Origin of the sequence: Arthrobacter sp. OV608 (genome assembly GCA_900110595.1) — a bacterium.
Lineage (GTDB): Bacteria > Actinomycetota > Actinomycetes > Actinomycetales > Micrococcaceae > Arthrobacter.
This window is the reverse complement of record FOEZ01000036.1, coordinates 1-14,296: the sequence shown is the minus strand read 5'-3', so window position 1 is coordinate 14,296 and position 14,296 is coordinate 1. Positions and strand designations below refer to the sequence as shown.

At 61.4% G+C, this 14,296-nt stretch carries 10 protein-coding genes and 3 pseudogenes; 10 read left to right on the top strand and 3 right to left on the bottom strand.

Annotation, left to right across the window (positions count from 1 at the left end):
* Positions 1 to 383: 383 nt before the first annotated feature.
* From BMX78_RS22015 to BMX78_RS22000, 4 genes are all read left to right on the top strand, one after another.
* Entirely contained in the window at positions 384 to 971 is a 588-nt protein-coding gene (locus tag BMX78_RS22015) for a QsdR family transcriptional regulator (protein ID WP_091424583.1), read from the top strand.
* 232 nt (positions 972 to 1,203) lie between these two features.
* Positions 1,204 to 2,406, top strand: a complete 1,203-nt coding sequence (locus BMX78_RS22010) for an acetyl-CoA C-acyltransferase (RefSeq protein ID WP_091424581.1) — start codon at positions 1,204 to 1,206, stop codon at positions 2,404 to 2,406.
* A complete protein-coding gene (locus BMX78_RS22005) occupies positions 2,403 to 2,870 on the top strand; it encodes a MaoC family dehydratase (RefSeq protein WP_353615461.1) in 468 nt (155 codons plus the stop codon). Before BMX78_RS22010 ends, BMX78_RS22005 begins: the two co-directional genes overlap by 4 nt.
* A 502-nt stretch (positions 2,871 to 3,372) precedes the next feature.
* The gene (locus BMX78_RS22000) at positions 3,373 to 4,104 is read left to right on the top strand and encodes an SDR family oxidoreductase (RefSeq protein ID WP_091424579.1); all 732 of its coding nucleotides are present in this window, start codon (positions 3,373 to 3,375) and stop codon (positions 4,102 to 4,104) included.
* A gap of 101 nt (positions 4,105 to 4,205) precedes the next feature.
* Here BMX78_RS22000 and BMX78_RS21995 read toward each other — a convergent pair whose 3' ends face one another.
* Together BMX78_RS21995 and BMX78_RS21985 are read right to left on the bottom strand one after the other, a co-directional pair.
* Positions 4,206 to 4,484: a hypothetical protein gene (locus tag BMX78_RS21995; RefSeq protein ID WP_091424576.1), complete on the bottom strand. Its 279-nt coding sequence runs from the start codon at positions 4,482 to 4,484 to the stop codon at positions 4,206 to 4,208.
* 499 nt (positions 4,485 to 4,983) lie between these two features.
* A pseudogene (locus BMX78_RS21985) lies at positions 4,984 to 5,499 on the bottom strand (formylglycine-generating enzyme family protein); the annotation flags it as partial.
* A gap of 631 nt (positions 5,500 to 6,130) precedes the next feature.
* Here BMX78_RS21985 and BMX78_RS21980 point away from each other — a divergent pair.
* The 4 genes and pseudogenes from BMX78_RS21980 (at position 6,131) to BMX78_RS21965 (ending at position 10,753) form a co-directional block, all read left to right on the top strand.
* Positions 6,131 to 7,687 carry a Re/Si-specific NAD(P)(+) transhydrogenase subunit alpha gene (locus tag BMX78_RS21980; RefSeq protein WP_091424569.1) on the top strand — a complete coding sequence of 519 codons (1,557 nt, stop codon included), beginning with the start codon at positions 6,131 to 6,133 and terminating at the stop codon, positions 7,685 to 7,687.
* The gene (gene pntB, locus BMX78_RS21975) at positions 7,684 to 9,162 is read left to right on the top strand and encodes a Re/Si-specific NAD(P)(+) transhydrogenase subunit beta (RefSeq protein ID WP_286139222.1); all 1,479 of its coding nucleotides are present in this window, start codon (positions 7,684 to 7,686) and stop codon (positions 9,160 to 9,162) included. The genes BMX78_RS21980 and pntB overlap by 4 nt, the downstream gene beginning before the upstream one ends.
* Positions 9,163 to 9,387: 225 nt before the next feature.
* Positions 9,388 to 9,677 (top strand): annotated as a pseudogene (locus BMX78_RS21970) (transposase family protein); the annotation flags it as partial.
* 138 nt (positions 9,678 to 9,815) lie between these two features.
* Positions 9,816 to 10,753, top strand: a pseudogene (locus tag BMX78_RS21965) (DDE-type integrase/transposase/recombinase).
* Positions 10,754 to 10,946: 193 nt separating this feature from the next.
* Here the strand turns inward: BMX78_RS21965 and BMX78_RS21960 are convergent.
* Entirely contained in the window at positions 10,947 to 11,159 is a 213-nt protein-coding gene (locus BMX78_RS21960) for a dodecin (RefSeq protein WP_091424563.1), read from the bottom strand.
* A 505-nt stretch (positions 11,160 to 11,664) separates the two neighbouring features.
* Between BMX78_RS21960 and BMX78_RS21955 the strand changes: the two genes are divergently transcribed.
* A complete protein-coding gene (locus tag BMX78_RS21955) occupies positions 11,665 to 12,069 on the top strand; it encodes a YidH family protein (protein ID WP_091424561.1) in 405 nt (134 codons plus the stop codon).
* A 3-nt stretch (positions 12,070 to 12,072) separates the two neighbouring features.
* On the top strand, positions 12,073 to 12,411 hold the full coding sequence (locus BMX78_RS21950) for a DUF202 domain-containing protein (RefSeq protein ID WP_091424558.1): 339 nt from the start codon (positions 12,073 to 12,075) through the stop codon (positions 12,409 to 12,411).
* Positions 12,412 to 14,296 lie beyond the last annotated feature (1,885 nt).

Below are 14,296 nucleotides of genomic sequence, written 5' to 3'. Positions count from 1 at the left end.
GTGTCAAGCTTCACATACTGCCCAGTGCCTTCCGCACGAAGCCGCTTATCCCGCTCCTGCCGATACTTCTCGCGAAGCGAATCACGCTCTTCCTCAGGCACAAAGCCCTCATTCTCCGAATTCATACAGAACCTCCGCTCGCTGTCGACTTTCCGTAGGGCAAACCCAACACCCTCGCCACGAATGCGACACGAACTTCAACGTCCGCACCGCCCCGCTCCGTGGAATCTTATTCATAGACTAATGGTATCGTATCCAAGACTCAAGGAACATGTATCGAAAACGCTTCATGAGCACGAGCTGCTTCGCCGTTCATGCTACCCACATGGCCGTAGCGCCATTGGCCGCCGACGCAAGGCCCGCGCGATAGATAGGATGGCCGTATGGCGTCCGAAGCAACTAAAGAGCGAAGGCGCTCGTCTTCCGCGGAACGCGCCTTTCGTCTGGCGCGAAAAAGCTTCATCGCAGGCGAGCGCATCGACATGCGACACCTGGCGGCTCAGCTTGAGGTCGACCGCACGACATTGTTCCGCTGGGTCGGCAACCGAGATCAACTGCTGACGGACATTCTCACCTCACTCGCATCGTCCACGTTTCGTGACATTCGGGAGGCTGTTGACGAGGTGGGGGCGGAACGTATTGTCCGGGCTGCGGAGTTGTACGCAGAGATTCTCATCTCGTCGGAGTATTACCGTACGTTTCTTAACCGCGACCCGGAGCGCGCCCTCCGGCTCATCAGCACAAAAGTCAGCCCTCTTCAGCGCCAGATAGTGACTTTCTTTGAACAGATTCTGAATGAAGAAGAAGCCGCTGATCGGTTTAGGCACTCACTTCCGACGCCCGACCTCGCGTATGTGATTGTGCGAGTGATGGAATCCTTCCTGTACTCAGATCTCATTATCGGAGAGCAGCCCGATGCGGGAAAGGTCCGCTCAGCTGTCTCGGCGGTGTTGGGCTGCCTTCAGGATTAATCGCCCCCGCTTCGGTTGTTGCTGGCTCCGCACCGGCCTCACGGGACCAAATTCCCCCTGATGGCCATGTCCGAGCAAGGCTGATGCCAGCGTCTAAACTCTATGCTTCCGGTCACAATCACGGTCAGAATCGTTGGGGCCGTGTCATAATTGCGGTGCAACTTATCATCATTCGTTGCAAAATCATCCTCTAATCCCCGTCGGCTCCAACCGAACAGAAGGAAGGCGCAGCATGAGACAAGCAGTAATCGTCAGCACAGCACGAACACCGATAGGCAAAGCTTATCGAGGCGCGTTCAACGACACATCGGCGCAGGAGCTGGCCGGGCATGCCATCCGCGAAGCCGTAGCACGCGCACAGATTGAGGGTGATGAGGTCGAAGATGTCGTCCTCGGAACCGCCATGCAAGAGGGCACAACCTCGATGAACATTGGAAGGCAAGCAGCACTCCGCGCTGGCCTTCCCGTGACGGTCGCCGGCATGAGCCTCGATCGACAATGCGCCTCAGGGCTTATGGCGATTGCCACAGCAGCGAAGCAGATCGTTGTAGACGGCATGCAAATCGCCGTCGGCGGTGGCGTCGAGTCAATTTCACTGGTGCAGAACGACAAGCAGAACTTCTACCGAGCACACGATGAGTGGCTGAGCGAGCACGTACCCGGCATCTACTTGCCAATGCTTCACACCGCCGAAATCGTCGCAGAACGCTATGGAGTCAGCCGGGAGGCCCAGGATGCCTTCGCGTTGATGTCACAAGAACGCACAGCAGCAGCTCAGGCATCCGGTCGATTCGACGAAGAGATCGTCCCCTTCACCACAACGAAAATTGTGGTGGACAAAGCAACGGGTGCTGAGGAACGCGTCTCAGTACTTCTAGAAAAGGATGAGGGAAACCGTCCCGGCACAACCGCGGAGGCGCTCTCCAACCTCAAGCCCGTGCTATCGGATGGAACGGCATCTGCCGTTTCAAGCGTGACCGCCGGAAATTCCAGTCAGCTTTCGGATGGGGCATCTGCTGCCGTGCTGATGGAGGCTGCCGAAGCCGAGCGTCGGGGGCTTACGCCACTGGGACTATATAGGGGAATGGCAGTCGCCGGATGCAGTCCCGAGGAGATGGGTATCGGGCCTGTGCCGGCAGTCAAAAGACTCTTGGAACGCCATTCACTCCAAATCGATGACATCGGCCTTTGGGAGCTGAACGAGGCCTTCGCATCGCAGGCCCTTTACTGCCGCGACGAGCTCGGCATTGACCCTGAACGTCTCAACGTAAATGGAGGTGCGATCGCTTTCGGACATCCGTACGGAATGTCAGGTGCGCGGATGGTTGGGCACGCACTCCTGGAAGGACGGCGCCGCGGGGCGCGGCTAGTCGTCATCACAATGTGTGTCGGCGGCGGCATGGGAGCAGCTGGACTGTTCGAGGTTGTGCCGTGACGGTGGTGGGACGGCGGAGCTTTACGTCCATTGATTGGATCAGTCGAGCCGTCGGAGAACACCTTGGATTCTCACCCTGGACGACCATTACCCAGCAGCGAATTGATGATTTTGCCGAGGCGACCGGAGATCATCAGTGGATCCACGTCGATCCAGTCCGCGCGGCAGCCAGTCCTTTCGGATCTACAATCGCCCACGGATACCTGACGCTGTCACTCGTATCAACGTTCATTGAACAGGTCGTTGATTTTGGTGAATCGACAACCCGGATCAACTACGGGGCAGAGCGAACCCGCTTTCCCGCGCCTGTGCCGGTCGGTTCCCGCCTTCGCGGGGGCGTCGAAATCACTGCCCTGGATCCGACCACTCAGGGGCACCGCCTTCAGGTCCGCGTTACGGTGGAGATCGAAGGGCAAGACAAGCCGGCCTGCGTCACCGATATGGTGATCCTTCTCGTCCCCTAACCCTGTGGCTCCGCCTCCGGCGAATCCAGCCTGGGAGAACGAACGGGTCGAGATCAAGCGTCAGCCGTTTAGCCATCTCGTTTGCTTTGAGTGCCCAGGGCCAAGACTCGGCGATTGGGATCACAGCCCCGGCAGAGCGTCAACCAAAGATCTGTCATCCTATAGGACGTCGGTTTGCTCCACGTCGACGACAAGCCGCGCACAGCCCAGCATAAGTGACCGCATCTAGCGTCGACTGCGCGAAGACGTGTAGGACCTCGCTGAATTCCTTCGGTTGGACGCCGACCCGTCTGGCGCAGGGTCGGCTCCTGGTCATTGAACAGCCAGTTGATCGGCTGGAACACATCCATAGCCACATACTCGCTGGTAATCCAGAGTTCCTATTTCGTTAGTGTTCCAATCGTGCTCGTGAGTGTTCCAATCGCGCGCGAAGTTGCGCGTCCTTCCAGATTGATGCAACTGTTAGAGAAATGATGCAACCCCATCCAACGAGGAGAGAAACGTGACCCTTTCATACGATTTTCGAGGTAGAACAGCCGTCGTTACTGGAGCCGCTCGCGGCATCGGGTATGAAATCGCCCGACTTTTCACTGAGGGTGGCGCCACCGTATACATTGCCGACTTCGACCCTGAGGAGACCGTTAGTGCCGCTGAACGCCTCGGCGCGCGTCCCCTCATCGTTGACGTGTCCTCCCCCTCGGTAGGTGAAGTTATCGACCAGGTTGTCGATGAGGCCGGCTCCCTCGACATTTTGGTCAACAACGCTGGGATCCTTCGCGATGGGGTGCTCTGGAAGATGACCGATGCAGACTGGCAGAGTGTGCTGGATGTGCACCTCACGGGCACTTTCCGACTCACACGCGCGGCCGTTACGCCGATGCGCGCACAGGGCTTCGGACGGATAGTGAACGTGACTTCCTATTCCGGAATGCACGGCAACTTTGGGCAGGCCAACTATGCCGCAGCGAAAGCAGGCATCATCGGGTTCACTAAGACGGCCGCGAAGGAGCTCGCCAACTTCGGAATAACAGTCAACGCGATCTCGCCCAACGCGCAGACAAGGATGATTTCATCCATTCCCGACGCGAAGCTCGCGGAACTCACCGCGCTTATCCCAGTCCACCGCTTCGCGGAGCCACACGAGATCGCCTCCGGAGTGGGCTTCCTCGCTTCAGACGAGGCCGCTTACATTACTGGAGTCGTGCTGCCGATCGACGGTGGCGTGTCCATGTAGTTGCCTCAGGTGACACTCAGTGCCGAGCCCCGGCCGTCACCAAGTGCGTAAGAGACTGCTCAACCATTCGACCGCGGTGTCGCCAGGGGCGGGGGATGGTGTCAGCGCTCATCGATGGCTCCCTCAAGATCGCCGTCAGCAGCGTGTTTGATGGTCGGCGCCGTCGGGCGTGTGCCGAAGTTGGCCCAGGCGCTGGTGCTCTGGCTCAGCCATTGGCGCTGGTCCGTGACGGTGTGGGTGGTGCTGGGTCTGTGGCCTCTTCCGTTGACAATGGAGAGCAGGTCCTCGTGGGTGCAGCGCTGGTGCACCGCTGCTGCTCCCATGCCCTTGTCGATCTCGTTGGCGCCACGTACCTTGGCGGGGGTGACAGCTCGTTCCATTTTGTGCCGATCTTTCCGGTGCCCGCGGCAGCGGCTTCCTTAAGCCAGAGAGCTGTCCCGGCGACGAGGGCCACCGGGCCGGCATGTTCGGCGGGACCTGGCGGGTATGGCCGAAATTCGCTGTCACCAGGGCCGCCTGGACCGGGTGCAACCGGGTCTGTTGGAGAACCCGGAGCATGTCGAGCACTCCCGCGGGAAGATCCGCGGCGAGGTCGTGCATGAGAAGCTCCAGGCTTGGGGTTCACCGGGTGTGAGCGAAAGACCAGTACCACGTTGGCGGAATTGAAGGCGAAATTCCGTGCATGGAACGTGCGCGTCCACCGCCCCCGGACTTCCGAAGCCAGGCCTGTGGCTGCAGTATGACTACGGTGACGGGCTCGTCGTTGACGGATTGTTCATGGACGAGGTGAATTCCCGGGTGAACCGAGCCACCCTGGAGATCCCGAAGGACACATGTTCGGCCGCCCTCCAGAATCCTGGCTTTTGAGAGAAGGCCGGCTCAAGCGTCTTGCGCACAACGGAATCCGACATGCGACATGCCGGTGTCTTCCGCCTGCGGTGAGCGTGCGGCCGGACGGAATCGCAAGCAGTAGTCGGGTGAGCACAACTGGGACCCACCTTTCAGGACGCGTCGCGGCATTAGCGGTTGTGTCTGGTCGACGCTCGCCGCGGCCAGGAGGTTCTGTCGCTTGCCCGCATCGACCGGCTTGTCTGACGGCCGAATATGGCGCGGAATGTAATAGTCGCCCGTCCACTCCCAGGCATTGCCGATAAGGTCGACCAGACCGTAGGCGTTTGCAGGGCAGGCACCAAGGGGCGATGTGCCGCCCCAGCCGCGACTGTCGTACGGGAAGCGATGGTTCTGTTTATCGTCAACCGTCGAGTCCGGGCCAGCCGGGTGCCGCCACATCGCTCCGGGTTGCCAGCGCCACCAGTTGCGCCAGTCGCCTAGGTCAACCGGCCCCTCCCTCGCGCTGAATACCATTGCGCCCGGCACGAGGTCAGCGAGGTTTGCATCGGCACTCCCCCGCGTCACTATGCGCGGATGCGCCAGAATTGACGAGCCACTTGGTTTTGCGGTCGAGAAACTCATCCCTAGCGTCCCAAATAGCACTGGCCAGGGGCCCGGTCAGGTCCCGCGGTTCGCGGATCGGTTCCGGCGGAACGAACGAGGCCCGAAGCAACCCGTGTGCGTCCAGCTGGGCGAGCCAGGCCGTGTCAGGCGACCCCGTTTTGTGACCCGGATGTTCATTGCGGCCTTGGCGTTGACCAGCATCACCGGCAGCGCTTCGTCTAGGAGCAAGAAGAAGGGCCTCCCCACGATTTTCGGGCATTTGGTGTCCTGGACGATGACGAGTGCACCGCGTGAACACATCCTGGCATCAGAGCTGGGCCGCCTGGTCGCACAGCACTCTTGCGCAGCGCCTGAAGCAACCCAGACATTCACGCCACCACGGGCCGGTCTGAATACGATACCATTATTGGATGCAATGCGACGATCATCAACAACTACCTCCCTTGGCGCGCACTTTAGGTGGGGAATCTGTCCTGGGACACGGGCTTTAATTCCAGGCCAACCCTCCGGGACGTTGACTGCGTCGGCTGAGGCATCAGCATTTCCCCGACATTAATTAGAGAGAGAAATAGTGACACGTATTGGAATTGTGGCCGAGTTGGGCCGCGAGACGAGGGTGGCGGCGACGCCTGTCACCGTGAAGCAGTTGTTGGGGTTGGGCTACGAGGTGGTAGTCGAGAAAGGTGCTGGTGAGGCGGCATCCTTCCGTGATGAAGCGTACGCAGAAGCGGGCGCCCTGATTGTTGGGGCCGATGAGGCCTGGGGCAGCGACCTTGTGCTGCGCATTAATCCCCCCAGTGGGGAGGAGATTGATCGACTGGCGAAGGGCGCCACATTGATTGGTTCGCTGAATCCGGGCCTGCGGCCGGATTTGGTCGAGGCGTTGGCGGCGCGTCCGATCACGGCGTTGGCTTTGGATGCGGTGCCGCGGATTTCGCGGGCGCAGTCGATGGATGTCCTGAGCTCGATGGCTAACATTGCCGGTTACCGGGCGGTCATTGAGGCGGCCCACGAGTTCGGCCGGTTTTTCACGGGTCAGGTCACCGCGGCTGGCAAGGTCCCTCCGGCGAAAGTCCTGGTAGCCGGGGCGGGCGTCGCCGGGCTGGCTGCGATCGGAGCGGCGAGCAGCCTCGGGGCGATTGTTCGCGCCACGGATCCGCGTCCCGAGGTCGCGGATCAGGTGAAGTCCATTGGCGGGACCTACCTCAAGGTTGAGGTGGAGGAGGCAATGGAGTCCTCCGACGGCTACGCCAAAGCGACCTCGGAGGCCTACAACCGGCGCGCAGCCGAAATTTACACCGAGCAGGCCGCTGATGTGGACATCATCATCACCACGGCCCTGATCCCGGGTCGGCCCGCTCCGAAGCTACTCACGGCAGACGATGTGGCAGCGATGAAGTCCGGCAGTGTCATCGTGGACATGGCTGCCGGGCAGGGCGGAAACGTCGAAGGCTCCGTCGCCGGGGAACGGATCGTGACGGACAACGGCGTCGTGATCCTGGGCTACACGGATCTTCCGGCACGGCTCCCGGCGCAAGCGTCCCAGCTGTACGGGACGAACATGGTGAACCTGCTCAAGCTCCTCACCCCGGACAAGGACGGGGCCCTGCGGATCGATTTCGACGACGTTGTCCAGCGGTCCGTGACTGTTGTACGCGAGGGCGAGAAGACCTGGCCACCACCCCCGGTCCAAGTCTCCGCCGCACCCACAGTGAAGACCGACGCCGGAACGGCCGCCGAAAATACGGCACCGAAGAAGAAACAGGGCCTCAGCCCGGCCGGCAAGGCAGGACTCTTCGCCGCGGGGATCGCGGCGCTGTTCGGGATCAACACGGTCGCCCCGGCGCCGTTGCCCCAGCACTTCACAGTCCTCATGCTCTCGGTGGTGGTCGGCTTCTACGTGATCGGGAAAGTCCACCACGCCCTGCACACCCCGCTGATGTCCGTCACGAACGCGATCTCCGGAATCATCGTCGTCGGGGCCCTGCTGCAGGTCACCTCCGAGAACATCATCATGCAGGTCCTCGCCGCCGTCGCGGTCCTGCTCGCCAGCATCAACATTTTCGGCGGCTTCGCTGTCACCCGGCGCATGCTCGCCATGTTCTCGGCCGGGAAGGCCCGTTCATGATCGCCGTCGCCGAAACAGCAGCAGCAACACTTACGAGGAGCTTTACCGTGACTGACACCGCCTCCGGTCCGTTGACCGCCGACTCCATCGCGGGGGCGGCCTACATCGTCGCGGCCCTGCTGTTCATCCTCAGCCTCGCCGGGCTGAGCAAGCACGAGAAAGCCCGCGCCGGGGTCATCTACGGCATCACCGGCATGGTCATCGCCCTCGCCGCCACGATCTGGCTGACCCTGCAGGACGCCTGGGGCACTGGCCACGCCCTCACCGGCCTGGGCCTGCTGGTCGCCGCGGTCGCCGTCGGCGGGGCCATCGGACTCTGGCGCGCCCGCGTGGTCGAAATGACCGGCATGCCCGAGCTCATCGCCCTGCTGCACAGCTTCGTGGGCCTCGCCGCGGTGCTCGTGGGCTGGAACGGACACCTCGAAGCCCCGGCCCTGTCCGCGGACCTGATGGCGATCCACCACGCCGAGGTGTTCATCGGCGTGTTCATCGGCGCGGTGACCTTCACCGGCTCGATCGTGGCGTTCCTGAAACTCTCAGCCCGGATGAAATCCTCACCCCTGATGCTCCCGGGCAAAAACGGGATCAACATCGGGGCGCTGGCCGCGTTCATCGCCCTGACCGTCTGGTACGTCAACGACTCCCAGCTCTGGCTCCTCATCGTCGTCACCATCCTGGCCCTGGGGCTGGGCTGGCACCTGGTCGCCTCCATCGGCGGCGGCGACATGCCCGTGGTCGTGTCCATGCTCAACAGCTACTCAGGCTGGGCCGCCGCCGCGGCGGGCTTCCTGCTGAACAATGACCTGCTCATCATCACCGGCGCCCTGGTCGGCTCCTCGGGCGCGTACCTGTCGTACATCATGTGCAAGGCAATGAACCGGTCCTTCATCTCCGTAATCGCCGGCGGGTTCGGCATCGCCGCCCCCGCCAGCAAAGGGGACACTGACCACGGCGAGCACCGCGAGATCACGGCCGAGGCGACAGCGGAAATGCTCATCAACGCCTCCAGTGTCGTCATCACCCCCGGCTACGGCATGGCCGTCGCCCAAGCCCAGTACCCCGTCGCTGAACTGGCGCACCAGCTCCGTGAGAAGGGTGTGAACGTCCGGTTCGGGATCCACCCCGTTGCCGGGCGCCTGCCCGGGCACATGAACGTCCTCCTTGCCGAAGCCAAAGTCCCGTACGACATCGTCCTGGAAATGGACGAGATCAACGACGACCTCGGAGACACCTCCGTGGTCCTGGTCATCGGCGCGAACGACACCGTCAACCCCGCCGCCGCCGAAGACCCCGGCAGCCCCATCGCCGGCATGCCCGTCCTCAAAGTCTGGGAAGCCGAAAACGTCGTCGTGTTCAAACGCTCCATGGCCGCCGGCTACGCAGGCGTCCAAAACCCGCTGTTCTACCGAGACAACTCCCAAATGCTCTTCGGCGACGCCAAAACCCGCGTGGAAGAGATCCTCCGTGCCTTTTAGCGGGCATGAGGACCTTGGGTCGCAGACGGACAAACGACTTTGATGTTCGGTTGGTTGTCCAATCCACTGACCTCAACAAGACGGGAAGAGACCATGCTGTGGCGGCGATCTTTCAAGAGCCCAGATCTGGGACTGCCCCCGGTTTTGTCGGCTCCTTGACCTAGCCTAGGAGGCTGCTGAAATATTGGCAGGTCGGGCGCGTCGGCTGGCCTGGTGGGGCTGGTGATTAGGAGTGGTCTCAAGCAGGGACGCGAGGACGCCCAACGCGGGTTTTTGGATGTGGAGGCGCTGGCCGGTGAGTTGTTGGCTCCGGGCAGCGTCTTCGCTTTTCTGGCCAGACAACGGGGGCGGTTGTTTCCGGATTCGACGATGGAGGATCTGTTTCCGTCGCGGCGGGGCAGGCCTTCGGTTCCGGCGCCGATGATCGGGTCGGTGCTGGTTCTGCAGGCCTTGCAGGGTCTATCGGACGGGAAACCGCGGAGGCTTTGACCTTCGATCTGCGGTGGAAGGCCGCGTTGTCGCACCTAAGGTTGCTGACCAGAAAACGCCGCTAGACGGCCATTGGTGGCCTTCCGCCCGCCCCACAACCGCTTGTTCAGCAGCCTCCTAGCGAGCCTGTGCTCGTGGAAGGGTGTTGAGCATGCCCACGATTCATGGGGCGCCGCCAGGATGTTATTGATGTGGCCCGCAAGGGCGAGGCGCAGGTGGCGCAGATTGCGAAGGGATTTCGGGCTTTCGGTCACGACGTTGAAGCGCTGAATTGCGATCGCCGAACGTAAGGAATCCGGTGCCGGCCCGGCGGCTGCGGAGTCGGCCGAGATGCGGGCGCCGAAGAAGCGCAACCGCCTGTTGGAGCAGGAGAACGAGATTCTGCGCCGGGCAGCTGCCTATCTGGCAAGGGACATCAACCCAAAATGACCTACCCGCTGGCACGGATCTTGCCGCCGATGGTGTTCCCGTGGCGGTGACCTGCAGGGTGTTGGGTTTCAGCAAGCAAGGCTACTACGGGTGGAAGGCGAAGCCGGTGACCGAACGAAACTGGATCGATGCGCACCTCGTCAACGCCGCCTTGGACATCCATTCCGAGGACCCGGAGAAGAGCATCACGGCGGGTGAGAACCGGTCCAGCGCTTGTGCAGGGACCACCGCATCTGGTCAGTATTCTCTAAGAAACGGGGCCTGAAGGATTGTCGGCTACTCAATGGACGCGCGTAGAAGTCCTCCCTTGCCGTCGCCGCACTAGAGAACGCTGTGTTGGCACGCCGCCCGGAAGGGAAAGTGGTGCACTTGGATCGCGGGTCCCAGTTCCGGTCACGCCGGTTCGTCGAATCACTCCGGCACCACCGGCTCACAGGGGTCGATGGCCAGAGTCGGTGCGTGCGCAGACAACGCCGCGATGGAATCGTTCTTCTCGCTGCTGCAGAAGAACGTCCTGGGCCGTCAGCAGTGGCTCACACGGCAGGACCTCAGGCTGGCCATCACGACCAGGATCGAAAGAATCTACTACCACCGGCGACGCAAAAGACGACTGGGAAAACTTACGCCGCTCGAAAACGAAACAATCAACGGGACCGCGCTCACAGCGGCCTAAAACCCCAACTCAACGAAAGCCGGGGCAGTCCCCTTCCCTGCCGTTACGGCACGACCTCGCTAGTGACAGCCCGGGGAGTTTAAAGTCCCTTGCATTGATGCCTAAATCGCGCACCATCGATCTCAGCTAGCGAACCGGCCCACAGCCAGCGCAACGCACCCGAGGCCGGTCGCTGCGGGCCAGTTCGTTTAGATCAGTTTTCTTCCAGGCGGAAACCTAGTTTGATGGTTACCTGCCAGTTAGCAACTTTACCCTCTTCCAAGTGGCCCCTTATCTCCTCGACCTTGAACCAGTCGAGGTTACGGAGCGTCTGCGAGGCCGTGGCAATGCCATGGCGGACGGCGTCATCCACCCCTTGGGTTGAGGTACCGACAATTTCAGAAATGCTGTAAGTGTGATTGGACAAGTTCGCTCCTCGTGATCATCATTGCTCCCGGTTGCGGGCCATTTTCTACACTAGTGGTAATTTAAATAGGTTAGCGAACCGCTACCAAGCATGCTTAGTTAACGACGTCACAAAACCAAACTAACGAGGCCCTGACATAAAGGAGTACGTCTCCTGTGGTTGCCTTTGACAAGCGCGGCCCTGACCCGTCGGATCGGTCCGCGAACGCGCTGATTATGTGGCAGATGCCGCCAGGCTGAGGCTACTCCAATCAATTATGTACTTAGCAAAGATCGGCGGTGAGTATATGACCAACGACCAAAAAAGTAGCGCCGCGCGGAAGACCTGGCTGCGCTGCTTCAATCGTCACCAGGATCGCGGCACCCCTGGCATGCCCCTGTCCTCCCTTCTCGTCTTCGACAAGCCCAAATGTGGAAAATCAGCATGAACAGGGGTAATGAGTCACCGCTGGGAAACTTTATGACTATACCGGCACCGTTTCGTCGCAAGCCGATCGGCTCGGCCTATGTCTAGCAACCCGCCTCCGTCGACCAGCCCGGTCCCTCCGCCGCGCGGGAAAGCCGCCGAATGGCTCCTCCCCGGCGGAACCGAACCTGATCCCCGCTTCACACTTGCCAATGAGCGCACTTTCCTGGCGTGGATCCGCACTTCCCTTGCACTCCTGGCCGGCGGGATCGCCATTGAGGCGTTCACCTCGGACCTGTTCCTGCAGCCGGTCCGCAAAGGGCTGGCCGTGGTCCTGCTGCTGCTCGGCATGCTGCTCAGCGCCGGCGCAATAGTGCGGTGGCTCCATGTGGAACGCAGCATGCGCAATCGGGTGCCGCTGCCGCTGCCGCTCATTGTGCCTCTGCTCGCCGGGGCAGGCGCGCTGGCCGCCGCCGTCGTCCTGGTCTTTATCCTTTGGCGCTGACGCATGAGACCTTCTTCCCGTCCTGCCAGCCCGCATGGTGATCCCGGCCTGCAGCCGGAGCGGACCAGCCTCGCCTGGGGCCGGACTATGATGGCACTTGTGACCGTCAGCGCCATCTTCCTGCGCTGGCTCCCGGCGCACGGGCTTCCCATCCTGCTGCTCTTCGCCGTTTCCTCGAGCGCTGCTCTGGCCATCTACGTCACCCAACGCCGACACTACAGCGCAAGCTCCAGTGGAATCGCCCGTGAAAACGTCGACGCCGACATCACCGCAGTACTGTGGACCGCTTTCGCCGGGGTGGCCCTCGGTGGCCTCGGCATCGTTGTCGTCCTCGCGGTGTAAGGCCATAAAGGTTTGTTGAATAATCACGCCGCCGTGCACTGTTCCCCCCGAGAACTGGCAGGCGCGCTATTGGATCCGAAAGTACTCGCGCCTTTCGTTGTGAGAACCCGGCCCCGTGGGCAACTGGACCCGTAGCGAAACTTCTGCGGAAAGGCCCGGACCTCTGTGTTGGGGCACCCCCAAACCTGACACCAGAGGGCGTCGGCTTAGTTCCCAGAAAGAAGGGACTTCCCAGGTTTGTTGACTCCCTGACCTGGCGACCTTGGGGCGTAGAAGGATGTTGACCATGCCCCCCCGGCTTACGGGGCGGAGTTCGGCAAGAGTGTTGTTGATGTTGCCAGCAAGGGTGAGGCGCGATCCAAGGAGAGACCGCCGGCGTTACGGGGTTCCGCTCAATGGACGCAAACGCACGCCAAAACGGCAGTGCCCCGCTGCCAGTGTGGTCCCAAACAGGCCCGGCACCGACTCTCCCGAAGCGGGCCTGCTGCCACCCCGACGCGCGGGAACTTCTGCCCCCGCCCTAGAACCGGTGGGGACGGCGGCATGGAGGCACTGCGTATCCTCAAACGCCGACCGCCCGACGTCGTAAACCGAGCTCTGATCCACTGGGCCAGGGTGTAGAGAAGGAATGCACCTGTGAACGTCGAGCAGGAAGTTGTTTGCGCAAGCCGATGTAGGATTGCGGGCTCCTCAAGGCCGATAGCCAACCCGGTTACCGGTTCATCAGTCTTGTAATGCAGAACATAACGCTTTGCAGAGAACCGGGGAGCTCCCCGAGTGCGTCATGGGGAGGCTTTGTCGGCAGAGGCAGAGCGCGGTGGGTGATGAGATGGAAGTCCACGCCCAATACGTTCTCGATTGCCTTCGCTGACGATTCAAAAGAACTACTCACCGGTGAAAATCGTACCGCTGCCACCAGCGCTCCAGCGCGGCCACGCTCGGAAAGTGCCGGTAGAGCGTACTTGTGCGAACCCGGCGTCCTTGGCGACGTTCAAGGATCCCCCGATGCCGACCTCGGCGAAGCTGCGCTCAGCGACCTCCAAGATTGCCGTGAACTGCGGTGTGCACCAGGACTGATTTCCACCGTGCCATCGGAGACCGTGGTCAGCGACACCTCCAACTACTACCCAATCGGGATGGCAGGATCGAGGCCATCGAGAACGGGCAACCCGAGAGCGAATGGGTGTCTGAACGGCTGGGGCGCTCCATTATCAAGGCCTGGAATGCGGTGGATTCCGCCACCTTAGTGAATGCCTCGGGATTCGACGCCGTCGACGCCGGGTCGCTCTCCGACTCGTGGCGGCAGCAGCCAGGCTCGCCGGTGTATTGCACTCAATATGCCGGCATTCTGGGTAGGAATCGACTCGGGCTAATGAGCTCTTCATTGCGTCGTGATCGGTTTACACAGGGGCGTTGCTTGCTGTCGGAACAGGTGGAGACCGACGAGCGCACACTGCTCGAACTCATAGCCACGATCGTGGAGATGTCGGCAGACGTTGAGGTCTGCTGGGCCGGATATTATAAATGTCTCCATCAAACCCGGGGGTTGACAAAGTGATTCATGTTCAGCCGGTAGCGGAGGCCGGCGGGCCGTACTGAGGTGTGACCCATACCTCGAATCCCTCGGATGCTTCAAACAATTGACGGGGGTCATTCGCGTCCGCGGCAATCCAAAGCGCGGAGGAGTCGGGCATCGCATCTTCCACAAAGCCCGTTCTTATGACCCGGCCGTTGCGTCGAATTTCCACCCACACGTTGATCAGCAGATTCCATCCGACTCGTTTGCGGACCACGTCCAAAGTTCCTGGCCTGCGCCGTTGAACCAGCAACGCACACGGGCCACGTCGTCGCGGATCTGCGCTGCCAGTTCATCGGTTCCACCGAA